The organism is Spirillospora albida (assembly GCF_000718255.1).
Taxonomy (GTDB): Bacteria; Actinomycetota; Actinomycetes; order Streptosporangiales; family Streptosporangiaceae; genus Spirillospora; species Spirillospora albida.
The window spans coordinates 1-23,185 of record NZ_JOFJ01000010.1 but is presented as its reverse complement, the minus strand read 5'-3'; the positions used below and the strand labels follow the sequence as shown (position 1 = coordinate 23,185).

The 23,185-nt window shown below is 68.3% G+C and carries 20 protein-coding genes and 1 pseudogene; 8 read left to right on the top strand and 13 right to left on the bottom strand.

Features of this window, described 5'->3' with window-relative positions:
* Position 1: 1 nt before the first annotated feature.
* Positions 2-1,426: an ATP-binding protein gene (locus IE99_RS0114825; protein WP_051712544.1), complete on the bottom strand. Its 1,425-nt coding sequence runs from the start codon at positions 1,424-1,426 to the stop codon at positions 2-4.
* A gap of 339 nt (positions 1,427-1,765) precedes the next feature.
* On the opposite strand from IE99_RS0114825, the gene IE99_RS0114820 reads away from it, so the two are divergent.
* Positions 1,766-3,649: a DNA cytosine methyltransferase gene (locus IE99_RS0114820; RefSeq protein ID WP_030169965.1), complete on the top strand. Its 1,884-nt coding sequence runs from the start codon at positions 1,766-1,768 to the stop codon at positions 3,647-3,649.
* Here IE99_RS0114820 and IE99_RS31190 read toward each other — a convergent pair.
* Positions 3,646-4,221, bottom strand: a complete 576-nt coding sequence (locus IE99_RS31190) for a very short patch repair endonuclease (protein ID WP_084219507.1) — start codon at positions 4,219-4,221, stop codon at positions 3,646-3,648. The genes IE99_RS0114820 and IE99_RS31190 overlap by 4 nt on opposite strands.
* Positions 4,222-4,409: 188 nt before the next feature.
* On the opposite strand from IE99_RS31190, the pseudogene IE99_RS33645 reads away from it, so the two are divergent.
* Positions 4,410-4,906, top strand: a pseudogene (locus IE99_RS33645) (transposase); the annotation flags it as partial.
* Between the two features lie 12 nt (positions 4,907-4,918).
* Here the strand turns inward: IE99_RS33645 and IE99_RS0114810 are convergent.
* The 10 genes from IE99_RS0114810 to IE99_RS30320 form a co-directional block, all read right to left on the bottom strand.
* Entirely contained in the window at positions 4,919-5,302 is a 384-nt protein-coding gene (locus tag IE99_RS0114810) for a hypothetical protein (protein ID WP_030169959.1), read from the bottom strand.
* 56 nt (positions 5,303-5,358) lie between these two features.
* Entirely contained in the window at positions 5,359-6,246 is an 888-nt protein-coding gene (locus tag IE99_RS0114805) for a hypothetical protein (RefSeq protein ID WP_030169957.1), read from the bottom strand.
* Positions 6,243-7,199, bottom strand: a complete 957-nt coding sequence (locus tag IE99_RS0114800; RefSeq protein ID WP_030169954.1) for a hypothetical protein — start codon at positions 7,197-7,199, stop codon at positions 6,243-6,245. The genes IE99_RS0114805 and IE99_RS0114800 overlap by 4 nt, the downstream gene beginning before the upstream one ends.
* Before the next feature lie 113 nt (positions 7,200-7,312).
* Positions 7,313-8,206: a M56 family metallopeptidase gene (locus IE99_RS0114795; protein ID WP_030169952.1), complete on the bottom strand. Its 894-nt coding sequence runs from the start codon at positions 8,204-8,206 to the stop codon at positions 7,313-7,315.
* A 168-nt stretch (positions 8,207-8,374) separates the two neighbouring features.
* Positions 8,375-9,607 (bottom strand): acyl-CoA dehydrogenase family protein, encoded by a 1,233-nt coding sequence (locus IE99_RS0114790; protein ID WP_030169949.1) that lies wholly within the window; start codon positions 9,605-9,607, stop codon positions 8,375-8,377.
* 105 nt (positions 9,608-9,712) lie between these two features.
* Positions 9,713-10,291, bottom strand: a complete 579-nt coding sequence (locus tag IE99_RS0114785) for a GAF domain-containing protein (protein ID WP_030169948.1) — start codon at positions 10,289-10,291, stop codon at positions 9,713-9,715.
* Between the two features lie 31 nt (positions 10,292-10,322).
* The gene (locus IE99_RS0114780) at positions 10,323-10,910 is read right to left on the bottom strand and encodes a GTP-binding protein (protein WP_037559443.1); all 588 of its coding nucleotides are present in this window, start codon (positions 10,908-10,910) and stop codon (positions 10,323-10,325) included.
* Complete coding sequence (locus tag IE99_RS0114775; protein ID WP_051712522.1) at positions 10,891-11,361, bottom strand: DUF742 domain-containing protein; 471 nt, start codon at positions 11,359-11,361, stop codon at positions 10,891-10,893. Before IE99_RS0114775 ends, IE99_RS0114780 begins: the two co-directional genes overlap by 20 nt.
* The gene (locus IE99_RS0114770) at positions 11,351-11,965 is read right to left on the bottom strand and encodes a roadblock/LC7 domain-containing protein (protein ID WP_030169940.1); all 615 of its coding nucleotides are present in this window, start codon (positions 11,963-11,965) and stop codon (positions 11,351-11,353) included. The genes IE99_RS0114775 and IE99_RS0114770 overlap by 11 nt, the downstream gene beginning before the upstream one ends.
* 76 nt (positions 11,966-12,041) lie before the next feature.
* On the bottom strand, positions 12,042-13,658 hold the full coding sequence (locus tag IE99_RS30320; RefSeq protein ID WP_051712521.1) for an ATP-binding protein: 1,617 nt from the start codon (positions 13,656-13,658) through the stop codon (positions 12,042-12,044).
* A gap of 844 nt (positions 13,659-14,502) precedes the next feature.
* On the opposite strand from IE99_RS30320, the gene IE99_RS0114760 reads away from it, so the two are divergent.
* The gene (locus IE99_RS0114760) at positions 14,503-15,204 is read left to right on the top strand and encodes an HAD family hydrolase (RefSeq protein WP_030169936.1); all 702 of its coding nucleotides are present in this window, start codon (positions 14,503-14,505) and stop codon (positions 15,202-15,204) included.
* Here the strand turns inward: IE99_RS0114760 and IE99_RS30315 are convergent.
* Entirely contained in the window at positions 15,191-16,444 is a 1,254-nt protein-coding gene (locus IE99_RS30315) for an NsdA family TPR-like regulatory protein (protein WP_051712520.1), read from the bottom strand. The two genes, IE99_RS0114760 and IE99_RS30315, sit on opposite strands and share 14 nt — an antisense overlap.
* A gap of 376 nt (positions 16,445-16,820) precedes the next feature.
* On the opposite strand from IE99_RS30315, the gene fxlM reads away from it, so the two are divergent.
* The 5 genes from fxlM to IE99_RS0114730 all read left to right on the top strand — a co-directional run bounded on the left by fxlM (position 16,821) and on the right by IE99_RS0114730 (position 23,020).
* Positions 16,821-18,068, top strand: a complete 1,248-nt coding sequence (gene fxlM, locus IE99_RS0114750) for a methyltransferase, FxLD system (protein ID WP_157610326.1) — start codon at positions 16,821-16,823, stop codon at positions 18,066-18,068.
* A gap of 16 nt (positions 18,069-18,084) precedes the next feature.
* Positions 18,085-18,237: an FxLD family lanthipeptide gene (locus IE99_RS31175; protein ID WP_084219503.1), complete on the top strand. Its 153-nt coding sequence runs from the start codon at positions 18,085-18,087 to the stop codon at positions 18,235-18,237.
* Between the two features lie 93 nt (positions 18,238-18,330).
* On the top strand, positions 18,331-21,138 hold the full coding sequence (locus IE99_RS0114740; RefSeq protein ID WP_030169929.1) for a lantibiotic dehydratase: 2,808 nt from the start codon (positions 18,331-18,333) through the stop codon (positions 21,136-21,138).
* On the top strand, positions 21,135-22,211 hold the full coding sequence (locus IE99_RS0114735; protein WP_030169926.1) for a lanthionine synthetase C family protein: 1,077 nt from the start codon (positions 21,135-21,137) through the stop codon (positions 22,209-22,211). The genes IE99_RS0114740 and IE99_RS0114735 overlap by 4 nt, the downstream gene beginning before the upstream one ends.
* A gap of 14 nt (positions 22,212-22,225) precedes the next feature.
* On the top strand, positions 22,226-23,020 hold the full coding sequence (locus IE99_RS0114730) for a thiopeptide-type bacteriocin biosynthesis protein (RefSeq protein WP_030169923.1): 795 nt from the start codon (positions 22,226-22,228) through the stop codon (positions 23,018-23,020).
* Positions 23,021-23,185: the final 165 nt, after the last annotated feature.

The following is a 23,185-nucleotide window of genomic DNA, read 5'->3' as shown; positions in this document are numbered from 1 at the left end:
GTCACTCGTTCCAGAAGCCGTCGAGCCGACTGAACGGGTCCATGTTCCGGATCATGGCCTTGGCATCGTGCGGACTTTTGCCCTGGTTGATCAGCGCGGCCAGGACGGCACGGGCCACATCTTCCTGTTCCTGGCTCGGTTCGCCGGCGAACGGCACAGGGTCGTCGGCGGCGTCTGCCTCATGGATCACGCGAAGCGCCTCGACAGGGACGGTCTCCTCCAGCAGCTTAAGCAGGGCCTTGAGGGTCTTGCTCCGCTCGTCACCAGTCCGTAGCGCCTCACGCACGAGCGGATGGTCCCGGTTGATACGGCACTTGATCCGTCCATCAGGGCGGTCGACCCTCCAGGGGTAGACGAAGGCCGATCCGTGTCTGCGCGCTGCGATCTGCCCTCGGTGCCTGATCACATCCGCGGCCTGTTCCCTGGTGCGTCTGGCGATGCGCCTGAGGTGCCGCCGGAGCGCCACCGGCGGAACCACCTTGGATTTGCGTACGTCAACGCTCCACTCCGCGTCCAACTCCGCGGGAACCTCGATGGAGATGCGCGCCAGATTGAACTTCTCCTCCTGACGCATGCCCTGCAGCCCGAGCCAGTCGCCGGCGAGGATCAAGCGTTTCCGCCGGTAGACATAGAATCCCTGCTGCCTCAGCCATCCACCGGGCCCGCCCGCGGCGAGATACTCCAGCTTGGAGAGCCTCTGGGCGCTGGGCAGCACGTACGCCTCGACCCTGACCGAACTGCCCCCGCAGGAGAGGCCCTCGGGCGGCAGCCGCTGAAGGGACAGATGACCGGTGAGAAACGGATCCCAGGCGGCAACGGGCTGGTCCTGCACCCGGAGATCCACGTCCCTCAGAAAGCGTGCGAACACCATGCCCAAGTGACGTTCGACCCGGGACGCGTCGTCGTAGAACTGCTTCTGGGTCGTCTGGTCGAGGTCTGTCCCGTCGGCTCCGTAGCCGTTGAGTCGACGCCAGAGCACGACGGTCCCGCTGCCCCGCTCCTGGCGGAGAAGGCCGAGGATCCTGGTGGTCTCAGAGTCGGCATCGTGCATCAGGCGCCACTCCCGGCTGGCCTCGACCATGTCCAGGTCCCAGGTACGGGTGTGCCACGCCCCGCCGGGAGGTCGGCTGGTGACCGTCAGCTGACGGGCCTGGGAGAACGAGGCGGTTTTCAGGCCCAATCCGAACCTGCCGAGGTCCTCGGCACTGCGTTCGGCCCCAAGCCCACGCGCGGCCGGCGTCATCGCCGTGATGAGATCCGGCAACGACATCCCGCTCCCGTTGTCGACCACTGCCACCCAGGAGCTCTCACCGGCCCATGTGAAGACGACCTCTATGTTGGTCGCCCTCGCTGACACGCTGTTGTCGACCAGATCAGCGACAGCGGCTTCCAGTGAGTAGCCCAGCGAACTCAGTGATGCCACCATGCCCGCAGGGTCGGGAGCTGCTATGTCGAACCCGTCCGTCACAGTTCTGTCATCCCTCTCCGAGAGAAGTTGCCCGTGTAACACGGCACGATCTGCGGTTCTGCGTGCTATTTATCGGGCCTATTCGCGCAGCGGCTGGCCCGAAAATGTCGGTGGCGGCCGATAGCCAATGCTCTGCGGAGCGTCGATTCGGGGGCGGGGCGCCAGCCCCCGCGCCTGCGGGTGCCTGGCGGGTTGGGGTGCGAGCACACGCCAAGATACGCCAGAATACTTGCCGGGCGCCGGGAGTATGTGTTGTCCTGGAGGCCATCGAGGGGTGGTAGTGGACGAGGGAGCCAGGTGTCGTACTACGGTGTCAAACTGCATCGCAGTGATACCCTCCGGCTGGACCAGCATCCCGAGGCGTGCACCGAGGAGAGCTTCGTCGCCTGGTGCGACCAGCAGGTCGCTTCAGGCCGTCGGCTGGCCGTCGACCTGTTCTCCGGTGCCGGTGGACTCAGCCTCGGCGTTGAACGGGCTGGCTGGACGGTCGCCATGTCCGTCGACAACGACCCTCGCGCCCTGGAAACACACCGTGCTTACTTCCCCGGCTTGGCTCTGAACATCGACTTGGGCGATCCCGCGGGCAGGGCCGAGTTGATCGGCCTCCTCCGGAAGGCCGAGATCGACCTGATAGCCGGTGGGCCGCCGTGCCAGCCGTTCAGCAGAGCCGGCCGGAGCAAGATCAAAAGCCTTGTCGACGAGGGGCGACGGGACCCGCTGGACCTCCGCAGGGAGCTCTGGAATGCGTACCTGGAGGTCGTACGCGAGGTCTCCCCCCGCGCCGTGCTGATGGAGAACGTGCCCGACATGGCGTTGGGCGACGATTTCCGTGTCGTCCGTACCATCGTCGACAAGCTGGAAAACGACGGGTACTACACGGAGGCCCGGCTGGTCGATGCCTGGCAGTACGGCGTTCCCCAACACCGGAAGAGGCTGATCGTCCTCGCACGGAAGGACTCCCACGCTTTCACGTGGCCCGAGCCCGGGGAACGCGTGGTCCTGCATGACGCCATCGGTGATCTCCCTGAACTTCCCGAGAACGACCCAGTCGGTGACCGGAAACTGCCCTACAGAGATCCCAACGACAAGTCCAAGTTCCTCGAACTCATGCGTGAGGGGATGGAAGACAACAAGGACCTCGTCTGGGATCACATGACCCGGCCCGTGCGTGCGGATGATCTGGTCGTCTTTAGAATGATGACTGCCAAGACGCTTTATTCGGCCATCCCGGAAAACCTTCGCCGTTACAAGGCAGACACGTTTGACGACAAGTACAAGCGTCTGGATGGCAAGGACCTGAGCCGCTCGATCACCGCGCACATCGCCAAAGACGGCTACTGGTACATCCATCCGGAACAAAACCGGACGCTCACTGTCCGAGAGGCTGCTCGGATCCAGACATTTCCTGACCGGTTTCGTTTCGCAGGCACAAGGAGCGACGCGTTCCGTCAGATCGGCAACGCCGTCCCCCCGAGCCTCGGCGAAGCCGCTGCGCGAGCGCTGGACCCGGCAACGGGAGGCAAGCTCCGCGAACCTAATCACTGGAAGGATCTCCACAGCGCGCTCGTGGAGTGGGGAGAGAAGCAGATCAGTTCGAAACAATGGTTTCTGTTCCCCGGTACTGACACGAAACAGGCGGTCGCAGCGATCGTCGCATTGGTCGGCACCAATCGGCTCGACAAAAGAGAGATCAGCCACGCGTTCGAACCGCTGCGCGGTCGTACCAAGCCCCTGACGCGGGAGATCAACATGGTCTCCATTGCCTTGGGTTCGGAGCGCGCAGCCGCCAGGCTCGCCGTGCTTTTCGACCTGGTGAAGAAGCAGAAAATCTGGGATGAGCCTGACGAACTTGGTCGCGAGCTGCGGTTGAAGCCGGCGGAACGAAGTGTCTTCCACCACCTGCTGGGCGATGACCTCATGCTCGCCACCGCCCCCGTCCTCAGGCTGACTGCCCGGTTCTTCGACAGCGAGTCCGACCAGAAGAACCGGCTGACCGACGGGCGCGTGGAGCTGGCCCGGCTGGTCGGCGGCGGAAAGCCCGCACCCCTGCGGATGGCCGCGATTCGACGTCTGGCCGCCTCTCACTGCATTGTCGGAGACACACCCAGATGTGCAACGTGCCCCCTCAGTGAATGGTGTAGTTACGCGAATTCTAAGGAGAGAGAGGCCACCCTCTTCTAGTCTGGTGATTCTGTCGCTGACTTGACGCGGTCCGCAGCAGCGCCGACGTTTTGTTTTATCTCGCATTCCCAAATACGAACGACCTGCCACCCGGCGGCGGTCAACTCGGCGTCATTTCGACGGTCTCTGGCGCGATTGGTGTCGATCTTCTGCTTCCAGCGGTCGGCGTTGGGGCCTTTGAACTCACGAGGTGAGTGCTTCGGGCAACCGTGCCAGAAACAGCCATCAACGAACACCGCCACACGCCAGCGAGGAAGCACGAAGTCCGGCGTGCATCGTGGGAGCGCGGAGACATGTAGCCGGAACCTGAGCCCCATCGCGTGCACCGCTCTTCGGAGGGCAATCTCAGGCGCAGTGTCGCGGGTCCTACGTGCCCGCAGGTGGCTGCCTTTTTCGGTAGGTATCCAGTGATTCACGGCGACCTTCGGCGTGACTGATCGGCTGTTCGAGTCTATCAAAGCTGGCCCTGGTTTGGATCCGGCGGATCCGTCCGCGATTCTGATAGTCGGGCTCGCTGTGCGGGGGGAGCGGCCAACGCGAGTCGCCCGCAGAATTTCTTCGGCAAGTTGCATTGATTAATTAGGTGATCTCAGCGATTCACCGGACGTAGCCGTGTTCGAAATGGGTGAGAACGAGCGCGGCCTTGGCGATGTCTCCTGTTCGGCTGGGGCTGGCGGTGATGTGTTGCAGGATGCGCCAGCGTTGGGTGAGCGGGGCGAGGCCGCGTTCGCCCAGGCAGCGCGCACAGTAGCGCGTTGTGGGCCTGACCGGCGTCCAACCGGTGACCTCCGACGCCCACACCCATACCTGAGCAACCTGCTGCCCCGGGTGCCCAAGTCGGCGCGGCCGTGGGTGGCCACGCTGGTGCGCACCATCTTCGACCAGCCCGCCGCCGAAGAGGTCCACGCCTAGCACGCCCGGGTCGTCGCCTCGCTGGAGGCCAAGCCCCCTGAAGTGGCCGAGCACCTGGGCTGGCCTTCATCGCGTTTCCGCGGCAGATATGGTCCAACAACCCGCAAGAACGTCTCAACAAGGAGATCCGCCAGCGCACCGACGTGGTCGGGATCTTCCCCGACCGGGGCCGCGATCGTCCGCCTCGTCGGTGCCGTGCCGATGGAGCAGGCCGACGAATGGACCGAGGTCCGCCGCAACATGGGCCTGGAGTTCCTGGCCAAAGCCCGCCTGCGAGTAGATCAACTCTTACACCACTCCAGTGGACGTGACCAGCAAAGCGGACCGGTCGAGGCCTCCGTGTGAGGTCGAGGATGACTAGGGAGGCGGCGGTGGCCCCTGATCGGGGCGCTCCCTGCTGTTCCTCGCCTCAGCGGCTGTGTGCAGTTCGTGGCGTCCTGACGCCAGCAGGTGATGCGCCGTCATCATCGTCTCTTGGCCGCAGGTGAGGGTGAGATGTACCAGAGCCGTATCCATCGCGCACAGGGCCTGTCCGTCCGGCTGTATGGCCGCCTCCTGGTCACGGAGCCGCGTCGCCTGCCCGGTCATGGCCACCGAAAGATGGTGTAGCACCTCGACCGTAGCTGTGAGCGCCTCCAGCGCCTTGATGGTCTGTGCCAGAGTGAGGGCGTCGGTGGATTGACGTGCCTTCTGCAGGACAAGATCCGCCAGGCCCGCCAGGGCGTCCAGTGCCTCGATCATGCTGATTCCGGCAGTGCCGTGGTGGGCTGGTTCTGCTTCAGGGGTCGGTTCGCGGGTCACGGCCGTCCCTTGCCGACCAACCGCTCAATGACCTGCTCGTCGACCGGCTCGGTGGCCAGGGTGGCGGAAGTGGGTGGAAGCCCTGCTCGGCGGTCGAGGCTTGCTTGGCGCAGGGTGGGCGGGTGTTTGATGAGGCCGGTCGCGCCGCGGGTGGTCAGCAATGCCCACGAGGCCAGGACTGTCGCGGTCAGCGCGAGGAGCGGGGGGACGTTCTGCGAGAGCGGTAGGTCATCGGCGGGTTCCTCTCCGGATGGATCTGTGGGCAGTCTGGGGGTGATGGTGGTGGCGAAGCGGGTGGGGGCCAGGGGCCCAAATTCCCGCAGGACGTTCAGGGCCTGGTAGCGCGGCCGGCGACGCTGGAGGATGTCGTCGCCGACGGCGACCCGGTTGTCAGCCCACCACGCCATCCATATCCCGTCCGGAATGGATCCCCAGTGGCAGGCGATCAGCGGCACGCCGAGCCCGTCGTAGCCAATGCCGTTTGCCCACCGAAGGAGGCCAGCTTGGGTGGGTGGTTCTGCGATCGGAGTCAGGCCTCGATAGGTGTCCTTCGCGGCGTTGCGCGAGGTGTAGCTGACCATCTGGCTGCCGAGGGTCACGGCGGCGGTGGTGACCGCCTCGTCCAGCCCGTACACGTTCGCCTTGGCGAATCGTGCGGCCTCGTCAGCCGCCAGTGCTCTGGGCTGCCGGTCGGCGGGGAGGGCGGCGATGGCCGGTGGGGCGTTGAGCCTTCCGGCGAGGGCGTGCTCGCTGGCCCATAGTGCTTCGCCGTACCTGATGATGCAGCGATGGGTCGCGCGGCGCAGGTGGAACAGGTGATCGATCCGCTTGTGGGGATCAGGGTCGGCGAACGGGTCGATGTTGAGGGGATCCGGCGGGGTCATCGCACGAGTTCTTTAGGTTCCGTTGGGCGCTGGGTGTTGGGCTTGCTTCGAAGCCACCGGGGCGCGGCGTTGGGGGCGCTGGCGAGGAGTACGGTGGCCACCACCGGGGCTGCCAGCAGCACTGGGGCTCCGACCGGCCCGGTGAGGGCGAGGGCGTTGAACAGCGTGTGCCCGATGATGATCGGGCCGACCCGGTGGGTGACCCGGTACATCCACCAGGCCGCGGCGGCGAATGCGACAGATGACAGGGCCGCGGCGCCGAGGTGGGCGTGCGGCACCACGCGCTGGGCGCACACCGCCAGGAGGATCTGCCAGGCCGGTCGGCGTACGGCGGCCATCAGCACGGCGGGCAGCGCGAGCAAGGGGATCTCTTCCCGCAGCCCGGCGGCCAGGGCTTGGGCTGCGAACAGAACCGGATTGTGCAGGCCGGTGGCGTCGGCCTGCTCGGCCTGGCTGGTCACGGCCGGGCACAACCGCGTGATCCAGGTGTCGGAGAGCATCGCGATGGTGTGCCCGGCCAGGACAACGGCGCAGGCAGCGACCGCGTCCTTATCCCAGCGCCGCGTGACCTTCGAGGCCAGTCGGCCTTGCCAGAGCGGCGTGTTGGCGTCCGCAGCGATCTGTGCGCATAGCCACGCGCCCGCCCCGGCCAGGAGCAGTGTTGCGGCAGTGTCGGCGGCTTGGCCCAGGAGCGGCATCAGCACGGCGCCGGCGATGGCGAGTCCCGCCGCGCACCCCATCGCACCGCGATGCGTGGCGTGGCGGGCGCGGATCAGCAGCCAGATCCCGGCGGCGGTGAGGCTGAGGGCAGAGACGTTGACGTGGAGCGGGAGTCCAGGCCAATCGGTGTCGGCTCCGGCCATCTCTGCGAGGTCGTTCAGAGCCGTCGCCGCGGGGGGACCGAACAGCACGGTTATGGCGGCCGTGCCACGTAGCAGGGGGGACTGCGACATTGCGGGTTGCTCATTTCTGGGGCGGATCGGGGACACCAGTTCTTCGGGGGAGCGCGCTGGTGAAGTGGGCCGAGTGATGCGCGACCACCGGCGCTCCTTCATCGGCGCGGGGCTCAGGGGACAGGGCGGTGGGCGATGCGGTCGGCTAGAGCCGCTCGCAGTGCCATCGGCGGATGCGTCGGTGCCAGGGACGCGGCTATGGCACCGGTGAGCCGAGACAAGCCCGTGCGGGTGGGCTGCGCGGCGTGGCGCATCGTCCAGAAGGCGCGGGCGGCGTCGGGGCCGGTGGTGCGGGCGGCGGTGTCGGCGGCGAGTTCGTTAGTCCAGCGCAGGAGCATCGTCGCCGCCCATACGGCTGGGGCAACGGCCATCAGAGCGGACAGGGGAAGGAGCAGGCCCATGCCCAGCCAGCCCGCCAGGCCGACCACCGCCAGCAGGTGGTTCAGCTGCAGCCAGGGGCGGCGGACGTGGTTGGTCTCGTGCGTCAGGACGTAGGCCAGCACGGCGGGCTTGTCCAGGACCCGGTCGCCGACCACGATGATTGGATGCCGCCGGTTGGGCAGCACGCCGGCGTTGAGGCGCATACGAGCGCAGTCACAGCCGGTGGTGTCCAGGGTGCAGTGATGGTCGGGCAGCCGGTCGGGGGAGTACACGTGGACGCGATCGGCTGCGGGGAACCGTTGGCGGATCCGCTCTTGGGCTCGAGCCAGGGCCGCGCGCGCGTCCGGATACAGGCCGGTGGTGAGTTGCTGCTCGTAGGCGTCGGCCGTGGCCCAGTCCACGCCTTGAAGGGGGTCGGCGCGGAAACCCACCCAGACACCCAGGACCGCCCAGGCACCGACCAGGACGGCCAGGGTGCCGGTCACGCCCGTGGCCCAAGCGGGGGACAGCAGGGCCCGGGTTGCGATACCCAGGCCGGTGCCGCTGGCCAGGAGCAGTGCGGGGACGATCAGGATTCTTCGTCTGCTGGCAGCGTGGCCGTCCTTGACGACGTACTTGGCGTGCATCGCCTCAGCGAAGTTGCGCTGTCGCGCCGATGTCTGTGCTGCTGGGGTGGGAGAGGTCGTATCGGCCACTTCTTCGCGTTCCCTATGGGTCGGATTGATTCTCTGGCGGAGGGGCTGGGGTCCTCCCCGCCCCGCGCCGGGCGGGGAGGACGGTCGTGGCGGACTGGGCTAGGCCGCGTGCTCCGGCCTGGTTTGCGTGTGTGCGGGTGGCAGCGCGGTGACGTGGGTCAGCCGGCGTGACCACTGGCCCTTGCCGTCGCCCAGGGCCGATTCGGCTAGGCGTCGCAGTTGGATGTCGCCGGTCCCTGCGGGCGCGTCGATGTGGAAGGCATCGCGGACCATGCGTTCTATGGGACGGTCGCGGCGCAGCCCGGCCGCCGCGTGGATCTTCATCGCGGCCAGGACTGATTCCATCAGCGATTCCACGCCGCGGTACTTGGCGCTGATCAGCTCGTTGTCGCAGGGCTGCCCGCGGTCGAGCATGTGCGCTGCTTGGTAGGCGAGGGTGCGGGCGGTCATCACCCGCTCGTTGATCTGCCCGATCCGCTGCTGGATGGTGGGCAGTTTGGCCAGTGGCTCGTTCCGGCGGTGGCGTTCCTTGGCGAACGCGACGGTCTGCTCCAGCAGGGCCTGGTGGATGCCGAGCGCAACGGCAGTGAGGTTCGGGCGTCCGTACAGGACGCTGGAGCTGTAGGCGACGTCTAGGCCGTCGCCTTCGCCGCCGATCATGTTGTCGGCGGGGACCCGCACGTCGTTCAGGACCAGTTCACCGAAGGAGAATCCGTGCAGCCCCAGGGATGGCTGATGCGGGAGCACGTGGAGTCCGACCTGGTTGTCTTCGACCAGGAACGCCGACAGCGACCGGGACCCGGCTGAGGCGGGCCCGGTGCGGACGACCACGCCGTGCGGGCCGCCGAGGTGGGAGTTGCCGACGTACTGCTTGCGGCCGTTCAGCACCCAGTAGGCGCCGTCGCGATGGGCGGTGGCCTGCATGTCCAGCACGTTGCCGCCCGACCCTTCCTCGGTCACCGCGATCGTCGGCATGCAGTCACCTGCGGCGATCCGCGGCAGCCACAGGCGTTTTTGCCCCTCGGTCCCGTAGTGGATGACCTTGGCGGCTCCGAGCTGGGACGCCTGGACCATGGCGCCCATCGCCCCCGACACCCGCGCCAGCTCTTCGATGAGGATCGTTTTGGCGAGGTGGCCGGCGCCCATGCCGCCGTACTCGCGGGGGATGGTCACTCCGAGCCAACCCTGCTGGGCGATCAGAGCGGAGGTCTCGACGTCGACGGATTGGCTGGACTCCATCCGGGCCACGCGCGGTGCGACCTCGGCGAGCGCGAAGGCACGGACGGCCTTGCGCAGGTCCTGGTGGTCGTCGGTCTCGAACACAGACACCATCCCCTTTCACATTCGTGGGGCCACTGCCGGACGGTCGGATCCGGCAGACGTCATCGCCGCGGCCTACTCAGCCGCCTTGTCTCAGCCGCCTTGTCGGCCGCCTGGTCAGCAGCCCTGGTAGTCGGCGCTGCGTCCGGTGCTGCGGCTGGCGTCGCCGTCGATGAGCTTCATCAGCTGTTGCGCGTGGTCTCTGATGAGTACGCGAGAGGGTTCTCCAGTGGACAGCGGCAGCCCGGTGGTGCCGACGATGCAGACGGTCCCCAGGAGTTGGCCGGTGTCCTGGTGGATGAGCGGGGCACCGGCGTAGGTACGGATCCCGATCAAATCGACGACCGCGTTGGCGGCGAAGCGTGGGTGGGCGTACACGTCGGGCAGCACCAGGGCGTTGCGGCGTTGGACGACCTCGGGGCAGTAGCCGTGGTCGCGCCGCATGGTCCGCCCGACCCGGGGCTTGCCGTCCGGGCAGTGCAGGCCGATGAACTGCTGCTCGCTGGTGACCAGGTTGACCATGGCATAGGGGACCTCGGCGCCTACGCCGAGCTGGGCGGCGAAGGCGGTGGCCAGATCGGCGGCGAAGGCATCGAACCGCTCGGTCGCCTGGCCCAGGCCCAGGTCGGTCAGCAACTGGATCCGCTGCTGAAGTTCTGTCTCGGCGCCGGTATCGGCGGGGGTGTCGTAAGGCACGGGTGGGCTCCCAAAGCAACGGGGTGTGAGGTCAGGTGCGGGCGGACAAGGCATGGCGGACCAGGATGATCAGCACGTTGATCACCGAGCGGGCATCGCGGGCGTCGCAGTCCGCCACCGGCACATCGGCGGGCAAGTCCAGGGCCTGGCGGACCGCCTCCGCCGGGTAGCGGTGGGCGGCGTTGTCGAACTGGTTGACCGCCACGACGAACGGGACATCGCGCTGCTCGAAGAAGTCCAGTGCGGGGAAGGCGTCGGCCAAGCGGCGGGTGTCGGCCAGCACCACGCCGCCGACCGCGTTGTGGGCCAGTTCGTCCCACATGAAGTCGAACCGGTTCTGGCCGGGGGTGCCGAACAAGAACAGCGTCATCGGCAGCGGCTTGGTGAGCGTGCGGCGGCCGAAGTCCAGGGTCACCGTGGTGGTGGTCTTTCCGTCCACGCCGGCCAGCGAGTCGACGTGCGCACCGGCGGCGGTCAGCCGTTCCTCGGTGGTCAGCGGCGGGATCTCGCTGATCGCGCCGACCATGGTCGTCTTCCCGGCACCGAATCCGCCGGCGATGAGAATCTTCAGCGCCAGCCGACGGGCCGAGTGCTCCAGTTCAGGCGACGGCGAAGTCATGAGCTTCCAGCCCTTCCAGCAGCGCCTGCAGCAGGTGGGCACTCGGGCGCCCGGTGTCGGGGTCGGGGTCGGGCGGCGCGGCGGGTTGTGCGATGACCAGCGCGCCTGTGTCGATCAGGTCCGACAGGAGCGTCTTGGTGACCAGGATGGGCTGGCCGATGGTGGCGGCGATCTCGGCGACCGAGCAGCCGCCCGCCCGGCACAGCCTCAGGGCGTGTGCGGCCTCAGGTGGCAAGGCCCCTGCCTGGGTAGTGCCCGGAGCCGCGCCTGCGGTGGTGTGGGTCGCGGTCAGTACTGTGTCCAGCCGCATCTGGTACCGGGGGCAGGCGCGGCCATCGGGGACCACCACGTAGGGCCGGACCTGCTGCACGTCCTGATCGACCCAGGGCACGCAAGCCGCCGCAGACGGCTGGCCTTCGGGTTGGGCGGCGCTGTGGGCGTCAGTGCTCATCGTTGGAACCTGCGTCTCGCAGTCCCGCGCTGGCCTCGGATTCGGTACTGGGGACTTGAGGTGCCGGGGTGTCTGCGCGGGGAGTGCGGGTCGCGGTGACCAGGTGCCGGGCGACGCTCGCGATCAACATGGCCATCCCGTCCGCGACCAGTCCAGTCTGCGCGTCGGGCCCGGCCAGCACGCCCAGAACGCACCCGACCACCGCAGGCCGACCCGTCCCGGCCTCGGTGGCGTGCGCCGGGGCGTCGGGGTGTTGGTCGGGGGTGTTCATCAAGATCAGGTATTGGGCGTCGTGCTGGACGATGATCTGCTGGACCTCGCCGACGGGCGGGGAAGTGATCTTTCCGGCGGCTCCACCGGCGGAGTACAGCGCAGCGGCCACCGCTGCGGCATGGTCGGCTTCATCCGTGGTCAGACCCACGGCCGCGAGCACCAGCCCGTCCCGCGGCACCAGGAACGCGCCCTTGATACCGGGTACCTGGGCGCGGAAGTCCTCCAGCAGCCACCCCAGACCTTCGCGCGATGCGCTGGCCGGTGCACTGGCCACGCCGGACCCGGCGAGAGCGGTGGAACTCAACGCGGCAGAAGTCGTAGGGATCGTCATTTGAGCATCTCCTGGTCGAGGTCGGCGGATGCGGCTGGGAGCTGCCGATCAGCCGGATGGGTGGTGGTCGCGGGGGCTAATCCGTCGGATCACCGGCAGGCGGGTCGGCCGGAGGAACGGTGGTCCCGGAGCTTGGGGAAGCAGAGTCTGCGGGGCCATGGTCGGCCGGATACTTCGTGGGGTTGCGAGGGCGGCCCGCACCGGCGAAGTCGGCCAACAGGCTCGGGACTGGCCCCCGGTTAGGGCCGTCCTCGCGCTGCAGCCCCTGGCCTTGACCGGCCCTCGACCCCGTCGCGGCCTGCTGGCCGCCCTCGGCGCCAGCCGCAACGTCGGCTACCGACCTCTGCGGGCCCTGCCCCCGACGACGCTGGGGAAGCTCGGGCATCCCGCTAGTGCTGTCGGCTCCGGGCGGAGCAGCGATGCCGACCGGCCCCGGGGGCTCGGTCGGCGACGTAACCGCGCTCCTCGGCAGGGCAAGCTGTGACGGCGCTGTCGATGCCAGAGGCAGTAAGGCAACGGGGCGGAGCGGTTGCGCGGCAAGGCCGGCGGCCCTGGCCGGAGTGGCCGACTGCGGTGTGGTGGGCCGAGGTCCCTTGAGCAGGGCGGCCGGGAGGGCGACCACGGCCCGCGTGCCTTCCGGTACGACCGGGTGCAGACTCACCTGGATCCCGTGGCGCTGCGCCAGCCTGGACACCACCAGCAGCCCGATCGGCCCCGCGATGATCTGGTCGCGGACACTGACGGTGTCCGGGTCGGCCAGCAGCCGGTTCAGCGCCGCATAGGCGTCGGCCGATATCGGCAGTCCACGGTCGGTGATCTCGATGCTCACCCCCGACGGCGCCGGAACCGCCGTCATCTGGACCTGGGCATCGGGCGGGGAGAACTTGGTGGCGTTCTCCACCAGCTCAGCCAGCAGCAGCGTGATCTCCGGCCCGGCATATCCGGGCAGGTCCACATCCACATCCGGGGGCGGCACCTGGACCCGCACCCTCCGGTAGTGCTCGATCTGCGCGACCGCCTGGCGCATCACCTTGGCCAGCGTCAGCGGCTCATTCACCTGCCGCGCCGTTGCACCACCCAGAACCGCCTGCCGCTCCAGCCCCCTCAGCGTCCGCGTCGTCAGGTGATCGATCTTGAACAGCTCGTGCAGCAGGACAATGTCCTCCACCTCCCGCTCCACCGAGTCCAGCAGCGCCAAGGTTCGGTAGACCAGCAGATGCAGGGGCCGCCCCAGACGGGTGAGGAACTGCTCCTCCAACTCGCAGTCACCTCTGCCCGACTCGACGCCGACATGCGCCGAACGGGCACGCTCGCGCACGTCGATATCGATCGCCCTGGCAACGGCATCGGCAGCCTCCTCCGGCTTGGCGGCCGGAGCGAAAGCCTGGAACCAGCGCGCTCCGATCCACCGGCGCCCCCGGAAAGGCCGCTGCCAATGCCAGTACAACTCGCTCGTATCGCCGGGCCCCGGCAGAAGCACCACCAGCCGGCCCACGTAAGGGTGGACGTCCACCCGCTGCGCGGAAACCGCCATCGCATCCGCAGGCTTCCCCAGCAGCTCCGCCGCCGACGCACGCAGCCCTCGGGAGGCCAGGCGATAGGTCAGTTCGCCGGCGTGCCTGCGCGCATCCTCGGACGGTTCGCGCACCTGATCCTCACCAGGCCGGACACCGAAGTCCACGTCACCGGTCACCGGACCTTCCTTCCGACCCGGCAGGAGCCTCGACATCGACCGCTGGCGCAACAAGGGCGAGTTCGGGACACCACATGTATGGAGCGACCGCGTGGCCGCGCTCCTTGGGATCCACCAACTCCAGCCCGTCAAGAACCCGGCGACCTGGCCGCGGGCGAGCCTGTGCGTACGGTGGCGGGGGGCCGGTGTGGACCCCTCTCCCGCCACCGCGATCGGAGACCGCCGGAGAAACGGGCTGGGACGAACGTGGCGCGATTCCGTGAACGGGTTCGAGTGACACGCGAACCGTCTGGGCGCGGTCGATCTCAGAAGTCCACGGTGACGGCGCACCCCAAGTAAGGGCGAATGAAGGGGACACGGTCGCGCACTCTTCTCGTTCGGCGGAGAACCTTGGAGTTCAAGTCAAATGAGTGCGGACACCAGGAGAAAAGGGGAGGATGAGCGAGGCTCAGGGGAGGAATTCCTCCCCGCGGTCTGCTGGGAGGCGCTGGCATGACCGCTGACAGAGCTCGCATCGGCGCCTTGGGGAAGCACAGGAGACGCCAGATAGTGGCCACTGATGTGGGTGGTAATACTTCGCGCCATGACCGCCGAGCGGAACCGGCAAAGGCCACGGCGCACTTCCCCAGCCCTTGCTAGGGGACGTCATGCCCACCGGGCTGTTTTCGCCGGTGCGGCATGTCTGAAATTTGCAGAGCAAGCTGCGGCACCCGGAGTGGTGAGAAGCCGACGTCATCGACTGGGACGGGCTCGCGAACGGGCCCGAACGGTGCCTGGCGCACATGAGCCGATCCTGTCTCAGGGGTCTGGTTGTGAGGGCGCGAGGTGGACATACGATTCGTTTGTGCGAACGTTGGTGCTCTGGGACATAGACCACACGCTGATCAGCATCGGTGAACTCAGCAACGAGATCTATGGCGAGGTCTTCCGCCGGGTCACCGGGCGCCCTCTAGAGAAGCTCGCAGACATGACCGGGCGCACAGACCTCGCGATCACTGCCGAAACCCTGCGGCTCCACGGTATCGACCCCACCGATGAGATCATGAAGACCTTCGCCGAGACGCTGGCCGAAGCGTTCTCGGCGCGGCAGGACGACATCAGGACGCGCGGCCAGATTCTGCCGGGGGCACGTGCCGCAGTTGAGGCGCTCGACAGCCGGAGCGACGTGATTCAGTCCGTGCTGACCGGCAACATGCGCCCGATCGCCGTGTGCAAGCTGGCCGTGTTCGGGCTGGATGAGTTCGTTGATTTCAAGATCGGCGCGTATGGCCTGGATGACGCCGAGCGGCCGCCTCTGGTGAAGCTCGCCCAGGCGCGCGCGGAGCGCCGGTACGGCGAGACGTTCGACGCCTCCACCACGGTCTTGGTCGGCGACACTCCGAACGATGTGCTCGCCGGCCACCAAGGGGGCGCCCGCGTGGTGGCGGTCGCCTCCGGGGCGAGCAGCGCAAACGATCTGCGGGCAGCCGGCGCGGAACTCGTCCTTGAATCCCTCGCCGACACCGGAGCCGTTATCCGGGCGGTGCTCGACGTCAGCCGATCGTGACGCGGTCCACCAACGCCTGCACCTCTGGGACGTCGTAGGGCTGCATCCGTGAGACCAGCTCGTCGAACCGTTCGTCTATGCGCGCCGACCCGATCCGCGATGCGAGGTCGTACGCTTCGCCCGCCACACGGGCCGCCTGCTCCGGTTCGTCCTGGAGCAGATGAGCAGTGGCAAGTCGGGTCTTGTAGTGCGCGATGTCGCGGGCGTGGTCCGGCGTGGTGGTCTCGGCGAGGTGAAGCGCGTTCGTAAGCGCAGCGACAGCCTCAGCAGGTGAGAGCAACTCCTGAAGTGCCAGGTCCAGCAGGCACGCGCCGCGCTGAGCCACGATCTCGACTTCGCTGACGTAGGCCGTCCATTGAGGCTCGTCATGGGGGTCGTCACGGGCGTGCTCTGTGGCGGCGAGGTCGAGCTGCTCGCGGGCTGTGTTGACGTCTCCTAGCCGGGCGTGCGCGCGTGCCGCTCGGTTGTGCAGCGCGGCGCGGGTGCGAGGGGTCGCTTCGGCGCGGGCGAGGCTGAGGGCGGCTTCGGCCAAGGCGCGCGCCCGTTGGGGCCTGTCGCGGTAGAAGGCGTGCAGGCTCATGTATCCCATGGCGTGTGAGGCCAAGCCCAGGTCGTCGGTCTCGTGCGCGGCGTACACCGTCGCGGACAGGTAGCGGGAGGCGTCTCCATGTCGGGTGGCGTCGATCGACAGCCACCCTGCCATCTGGGTTAACCCTGCTACTGCCGTCAGAAGCCGCCGCTGAGTTCGGAGCTTGAGGGCCGTATCGTTGAACAGCCGGAAGGCCGCAGTGACGTGCCCTTCGATGACATGGCACAGCTCGTTTCCGCCGAACTCGTCGTCGAGCCGGTAAAGCCTGCTGAGCAGCGCTTCGACCCCCTCAACCGCCAGCGGGCGGGAAGACTCGGCCTCCGCGGATGGGGGCGACACCAGCAGGGACAAGGGATGGGCGTCACCAAAATTCGGGGAAGTCTGAGCGTCGGTCTCCGCGCCGAACAGCTCGTCCCAGGTGCGGGCGGTTGCGCGAACGTACAGCTCGCGGTACCGGGCGGACGGCGCCCACTTGCCTGCCTCCCACTGTTTGATCTGGTCGACCAGGCTCGCCACGTGCGGCAGGCGGACGCGCTCGTCAGGGTCGGCGGCGGCCCGTAACCGGCGCGCCATCTCCGAACGCGACCAGTGCGGCGGCGCCTCCCGGGCCGCGCGCAGGCGCCGCCCGATCTCCTTGCTGCCGGGGGTCACTGCGATGCACCTTCCGACGACGTAGGGAGGATTTCCTCCCCTGCCCACCTCCAGTCTTCCCCTGGAGGTGTGGCGCCTGCCACCGGTTCACTAATGGTGACCGCACGACGACCATCGATCGAAGCCAGGACGGCCCCTATGAACTTGATCCTGCACCACCAGGGGCAGGACAGGGATTCACTGAGAGCAGTCTTGATATCACTTACGGCGATCAAGCAAGCTCGCCAGACCTGAATTGGCCCCCGTCCGGCTCGGCCCATCCCGGCCGACCGACTCCGACGAACCAGACATTTCAAGGAGGCTTTTCCGCGATGACATCGCAGAGTGCCCCGTCCCTAGACCGGGTCGCACCCACCCCCGGAGGCGCGTTGTGAGTGTGGACACCGCGAGCCGCGCGGACCGGGCAGAGGAGCTCCGCAACGCCCTGGTCGACACGATCATCGCCGACCACGAAGCCAAGGGCCTGACGATGCCCGCCGAGGTGGAACGGGCGATGCGGACGGTTCCACGCGAGGTGTTCACCCCGGGCGTCCCGCTGGAGAAGGCATACGAGAACACCGCGGTCATTACCAACCGACACGGCGATGAGGCCACCAGCTCGGTGTCGGCGCCATACCTGATCGCGGAGATGCTCGGTCAGGCCTCCGACGCACTCGGGGGCTTGGAGGGCCGCGATGTCCTGGAAATCGGCAGTGGCGGCTACAACGCCTCACTACTGGCCGAGATCGTTGGCCCGGCGGGGTCGGTCACGACCATTGACATCGACCCCGAGGTCACCGATCGGGCGACCGCATGCCTGAAGAAGGCGGGCTACAACGACGTCACCGTCGTGTGCGCGGACGCCGAGCACCCGGTCGAGCCGAGCCGCCGCTTCGACCTGGTCATCGTCACCGCAGGGGCGTGGGACATCCCGCCCGCGTGGCGGGAGCAGCTCGCTGGTAATGGTGTGCTCGTCGTCCCCCTACGCACGTTCGGGATGACCCGATCGTGGGCGCTGCGGCGATCAGAAGACCACCTGGTCAGCCACAGCCACCGCCAGTGCGGGTTCGTCTCAGTGCAGGGCGAGGGCGCCCACCAAATGCGTTACGTCGACATCGCCGACGGCGTCCACCTGAGGCTCGATGAGGGGCAGCAGACCGCCCCCGACGTCCTCGCCGACATCCTCACCCAGCCCCGCCAGGAAGCGTGGGCTGGCGTGAGCCTGCCGCCCCGCACCGTGCTGGCCGACCTGGACCTCTGGCTGGCCACCCGACTCACATGCGAGGCAGGCGAGTTTGTGATTCTGACGGCGCAGGAGGCGGCCGTCGAGTCCGGAATCGTCGCGCCGTCGTGGCGATTCGGAGCCCCCGCCACCCTCGATGAGGGCACGTTCTCCTACCGGTCGGCGCTGCGCTGGACCGATAGGAAGTTTGATCTCGGCGCATACGCCCACGGGCCCGAGGCCGCCGCGGCGGCCGGGCGGATGGTCGAGCACATGCGCGCGTGGCTGGACGCCGGTAGTCCGTCTCCGGCCCTGCAGATCCTGCCCGCTCGCACTCCCACCGGCGATTTGCCGGACGGGACCGTCCTGGACAAGCGGCACAGCCGCATCGTCCTTACCTTCCCCACCGCCAGCTCTCGATGAGAAGGGAACCTTCCTGATGGGCGACGACGAGTACACGCTGGACGTCCGCCTGGTCGACTCCGGGGACACCGGGAGCGGCCACGCCACCAGCACCGACGACAACTGCGGTTCGGGCAACACCGGCTCGAACGCCTGCACCACCAACGCCGACATCGGCGGCGTGCGCTGACCCCCGCCGGGCCCGGCTCTTTGCGCACGGGGCCGGGCCCGGCACCCGTGCGCGACCACCCTCCTTCCAACCTTCCGGGGCGGTGAGCGACCCATGTTCCAAGCGACAGGTGCGGCGCTGATCAGAGCCGCCGCCTACCCCGATGACCTGGTTCTGCCCGCCTGGCCTGACCTGACCGCCGACCAGCCCGCGCAGTGGCTGCAGTGGCTGCGGCAGGCGTGGGCGCTGCCAGAGTTCGCGGCCACCGTCACTCCCGCCGCCCCCGACTTGGCCGCCCAGGTCACCCGCGCTCTGGACGGAGAGGCGGTCCAGACGCGCCGGTTACGGCGCATCGTGGAGGCCACGATCCGGTATCTGCTGAGGTGGACGACCCGCGCGACCCCGTTCGGCCATTTCGCCGGCGTGGCGCCGGTCGAATTCGGCCCGTATGCAGCGGTCCACTGGAGCGGGCGGCACCGTGCCGTGGCGCGTCCCGATGACCGTTTCGTCGCCAAGTACACCGCGCAGGCCGAGCGGGATCTACCGGTCCTGCGCACGGTCTCGGTGATGACCAACACTCTCGGATACGCCCGGGGCGGGCGGTGGGTGCTCCCGTGCGCCCGCGCCGAGCACGACCGGATCTGGGACGTCGAGATCGCCCTGACCGATCCGGTACGGGTGGCGGTCGAGACGGCCGCCTCCGCGATCGCTTTTAGGGACCTGGCCGCCAAGGTGGCCGACACACTCCCCGGCGGTACGGCCGAAGCGGAGCAGCTGCTGACCGCGCTGGTGAACGCAGGGGTGCTGCTGTCGGCGATCCGGCCACCGATGACCGTGACCGACCCGGCCCCACACCTGGCCCACCACCTGGACAGACCCGAGCCCGGCGGCCAGGCCGCAGTCGACCTGCGGGTCGGCTGCTCGGTGACGCTGCCCCCAGCCGTAGTCGCCGCAGCCGAAGACGCGGCCGGAACGCTCACCGCCGTGGCGCCACACCTGCCCGGCTGGGCCGCCTACCACCGCGCGTTCATCGAACGGTGGGGCCCTGGCGCCGCCGTGCCGCTGCGCGAAGTAGTGAACATCCTGGGATTCCCTGCCGGGTACCGCGGCTCATCCCACCGCGACATGTCGGCATTCACCACCCGCGATGCGTTGCTCGCCGACCTCGCCCAGCGGTCGGCCCTGGACGGCTGCGCAGACATCGTGCTGGATGACGAGCTCGTCGCCGCGCTGCGCGGCGACGATGCCCGGCCACCGATACCGCACACCGAACTGCGGTTCACCCTCGCCGCGCACACACCACGCGACCTCGACCGGGGCGCGTTCACGTTGACCGTGACCAGCGGTGCCCGACACGCCGGGGTCGCGGCCGGACGGTTCCTGCACCTACTCACCGCTGGCGAGCTGGAGCGCTTTCGCGACGTCTATGCGGGCCTTCCGACCGCGATGCCCGGCGCGGACATCGTGCAGTTGTCCGCGCCTCCGCTCCAGGCCCGCTTGGCCACCGTGGCCCGCACGCCCGAGCTGCTTCCCGTGCTGCCGGTCGGGGACTTTCACCCCGATCCTCACTGGACGGTCGCGGACCTAGCAGTGGCCGGCGACGGCGAGCGGCTGTGGCTGGTATCGGCCCCCACTGGGCGGCCGGTCGAGCCGCTCCTACTCAACTGCGTGATGTTGCCGACTGCCCAGCAGCCGCTCGTACGGTTCATGACCGAGATCTGGACGGCATGGACGGCCCCGTGCGCCAGGTTCGATTGGGGGCACGCCAGCGGTCTGCCGTTCCTGCCGAGGGTCCGGCGAGGCCGTGCCATCCTGCATCCGGCCCGCTGGACCATCCCCGCGGCCGCACTACCCGGCCGTGCTGTGTCATGGCCGCAATGGCAGGACGCCTGGCAGCGACACCGCGAACAGCACAGGGTGCCGCGTGAGGTCCTGATCAGCCAGGATCGCGGGTTCGACGATGTGCGGCTGCGCCTGGACCTGAACGAGCCCGCCCACCTGGCGGTGCTGCGCAGCCATTTCCACCGGTACGGAGGCGCCGCCCTCACCGAAGCTGACGGCCCCTCCGGTTGGTTCGGTGGCAGACCTGCCGAACTCCTGCTCACCCTCACCGCGACACCGCAGCAACCTCCGCGCCCGGCCCGACCAGCCCGTCCAGCCTGCACTCTGCAGCACCGGCCCGGACGGTCGCGGTGGCTGGATGCCCGCCTGTACGGCCGATCCCCGGACATCCTCACCGACATCCTCGTCCGCCTCCCCGACCTCCCCGCAGGATGGTGGTTCCTGCGCTACCCCGACCCGGCCCACCACCTGCGACTACGGATCCCGCTGCGCGATAGGAGCCAGTTCGCGGGCGCCGCTCATGACCTCGCCCAGTGGGCGGAGCGTCTGCACGACGACGGACTGGTGGTCGACTACACCCTGGCGACCTACCGGCCTGAAACCCGATACGGAAGCGGGCCCACCCTGATCGCAGCCGAGAAGGTCTTTGCCGCTGACTCCCGCACCGTCCTCGGGCGGCTGTCAGGCAACCGGGAGGCCGCTACCGCCGCCGGAATGATCAACATCGCTCACAGGTTCACCGGTGGCAACGGCCTGCATTGGCTCGTCAACCACGTGCCGCACCGCAGCGGACCGCGCCTGGATCCCGCGCAGCTCGCCCGCGCCGGCACGCCCTACCCGGACGACGACCCGGACAGCTCAGCATTGGCGGGGACGCTGGCCACGTATCGGGCCCGCGCCGACCAGGACGGGCTGGACACCGATCAGGTGCTAGCGGACCTGCTGCACCTCCACCACGCCCGCATGATCGGCGTCGACACCGCATCCGAGGAGCACTGCCTACGGCTGGCGCGCGCGATCGCCCACACCCACCTCCACACCGGACGCCATGACCGAGACACCGTGGCCGACATCCCATGAGCAGGGAGCAGAACCTCGCCGAGGGAGCCGCCGGCGTTGCCCTTCACCACTTGGAAACCGGCAACTGGGACGCCGCCTACGCGGCGCTGCAGGAAGCCGTCTCCGGAGGCGTCAGCGTCGCCACCGGGGCCAGCCTCTACTACGGGGCTCCGGCCCTGGCGTTCGTCCTCGCCGCGTCGGACCAGCCGGGGCTCACCCGCGCCAAGGCCGTCGCCGCCGCAGGTACCGCGACGGTGACACGCCAGCGCCTGGAGGCCGCCCACCGGCGTATCGACCAACACCGGCGCCCGGCTTACGCCGAGTTCGACCTCATCCGCGGCCTTACCGGACTCGGTGTCGCCCTCCGCCGCATCGGCGCCGTCGATCTGCTCCGCGACGTGCTGACGTACCTGGTCCGGCTCACCGAGCCGCTCGACGAACTCCCCGGCTGGTGGTGCCCGACCGGTCCCCACTGGAACAAGCCCGGCCTCGCCGGAGGCCACAGCAATCACGGGATGGCCCATGGAATCACCGGGCCCCTCGCCCTGATGGCACTGACAATGATCGACGGAGTCCACACCGACGGGCAACTAGCGGCGATCGCCCACATCTGCCAGTGGCTCGACCACTGGGAACGCCAGACCGATGAAGGCCACGCATGGTGGCCACAGATCACCACCCTGGACGAGTTACGCCAAGACGCAGGGGGCCAGCCGTACCCGTCGCAGCCATCCTGGTGCTACGGGACCCCGGGCATCTCCCGCGCCCAACAACTCGCCGCCTGCGCCCTCGGGGACACCGACCGCCAGAAGAAGGCCGAGACGGCCTTCGTGGCGTGCATGAGCGACCCCCAGCAGTTGGCGCGCCTCACCTGCCGCGGCCTCTGCCACGGAACCGGCGGCCTCCTGGCGGCTGGCCGGCGCATCGCCGCCGACGCCCTCAGCCCGATTCCCGTCCCTCGACTGCTGGACCTGCACCGGCAAGCCACCGCCGCACCCGACGAGCCACCCGGCCTTCTCGACGGAACGGCCGGTGCGAACCTGACCGCCACTGGGATCGCCACATCCTGGGACGCCTGCCTCCTGCTGTGCTGACGAAAGGCCAGAGCATGGACGAAACCTCCCCGGAAACCTCCTGGACGCAGGTGAACATCGACTTCCCCAGCCAGGACCCCCAGGAGCGCGAACGCCAAGCCGTCGCCCATCTGGGCTCAGTCCTCCCCGACGCCGAGGCGGACGGCCTCATCACCTCTTGGTTCTTCATCCGCAAGGACCGCTGGCGCATCCGCTACCTACGCACCGAAACAAGCAACCGCGGCGACTGCTCCGTCCACCCCCTGCTCACCCAAGGCGTCGCCTGGACCAGCGACATCTACGAACCCGAGATCCACGCCTTCGGCGGCCACGCCAGCATGGACACCGCACACGAACTGTTCCACGCCGACAGCCGCAACCTGCTCGCCTTCCTCAACGGCGCCCCCACCGACCGCAGAGAACGATCACTGATCCTCTGCACCGCTCTCATGCGGGCCGCAGGCCTGGAACTCGAAGAGCAAGGCGACGTGTGGGCCCGAATCGCCGAGCAACGCTCTGTCCTACGTCGGGAACCACCCGACCCCGCAATGTGGACCTCCTTCACCGACGACGTCCGCCACCTCCTGCTTGGCGCAGCCCGGCCAGAAGACATCGGTAACGACTGGCTCACTGCATTCGAAGGGGCGGGCGGACAACTGAAATCCCTGCGGGACGGAGGCCACCTGACGCGTGGAATCCGCAGTGTGACCGCTCTGCATGTGATCTTTCACTGGAACCGGATCGGAATCCCCGGTACGGCGCAGGCTGCGCTGGCGAAGGCCGCGAAAGAGGCGGTCTTTCCTGACATGGCCGCCGCTGACCTGGCTTGACCAGGTGATTTCCTGGCCGAGGCCGTGCCGACGCCGGTTCCACCCCATGCGGGCAAGGTCATCGCCCTGAGGGGCCCCGCGCTTTCCGGACAGCTGACTGATGGTGATCTGCGGGCAGATCTACGCTGCTTGCTGCCGGTCCAGGTACTCGGTGTGGACCTCAAG

What these genes read in the sequence shown, in the direction of transcription:
- IE99_RS0114825 (WP_051712544.1), bottom strand. Translation starts at nt 1,426, where the DNA reads ATGGTGGCATCACTGAGTTCGCTGGGCTACTCACTGGAAGCCGCTGTC.
- IE99_RS31190 (WP_084219507.1), bottom strand. Translation starts at nt 4,221, where the DNA reads ATGCAACTTGCCGAAGAAATTCTGCGGGCGACTCGCGTTGGCCGCTCC.
- IE99_RS0114810 (WP_030169959.1), bottom strand. Translation starts at nt 5,302, where the DNA reads ATGATCGAGGCACTGGACGCCCTGGCGGGCCTGGCGGATCTTGTCCTG.
- IE99_RS0114805 (WP_030169957.1), bottom strand. Translation starts at nt 6,246, where the DNA reads ATGACCCCGCCGGATCCCCTCAACATCGACCCGTTCGCCGACCCTGAT.
- IE99_RS0114800 (WP_030169954.1), bottom strand. Translation starts at nt 7,199, where the DNA reads ATGTCGCAGTCCCCCCTGCTACGTGGCACGGCCGCCATAACCGTGCTG.
- IE99_RS0114795 (WP_030169952.1), bottom strand. Translation starts at nt 8,206, where the DNA reads ATGCACGCCAAGTACGTCGTCAAGGACGGCCACGCTGCCAGCAGACGA.
- IE99_RS0114790 (WP_030169949.1), bottom strand. Translation starts at nt 9,607, where the DNA reads ATGGTGTCTGTGTTCGAGACCGACGACCACCAGGACCTGCGCAAGGCC.
- IE99_RS0114780 (WP_037559443.1), bottom strand. Translation starts at nt 10,910, where the DNA reads ATGACTTCGCCGTCGCCTGAACTGGAGCACTCGGCCCGTCGGCTGGCG.
- IE99_RS0114775 (WP_051712522.1), bottom strand. Translation starts at nt 11,361, where the DNA reads ATGAGCACTGACGCCCACAGCGCCGCCCAACCCGAAGGCCAGCCGTCT.
- IE99_RS0114770 (WP_030169940.1), bottom strand. Translation starts at nt 11,965, where the DNA reads ATGACGATCCCTACGACTTCTGCCGCGTTGAGTTCCACCGCTCTCGCC.
- IE99_RS31175 (WP_084219503.1), top strand. Translation starts at nt 18,085, where the DNA reads ATGGGCGACGACGAGTACACGCTGGACGTCCGCCTGGTCGACTCCGGG.
- IE99_RS0114740 (WP_030169929.1), top strand. Translation starts at nt 18,331, where the DNA reads ATGTTCCAAGCGACAGGTGCGGCGCTGATCAGAGCCGCCGCCTACCCC.
- IE99_RS0114735 (WP_030169926.1), top strand. Translation starts at nt 21,135, where the DNA reads ATGAGCAGGGAGCAGAACCTCGCCGAGGGAGCCGCCGGCGTTGCCCTT.
- IE99_RS0114730 (WP_030169923.1), top strand. Translation starts at nt 22,226, where the DNA reads ATGGACGAAACCTCCCCGGAAACCTCCTGGACGCAGGTGAACATCGAC.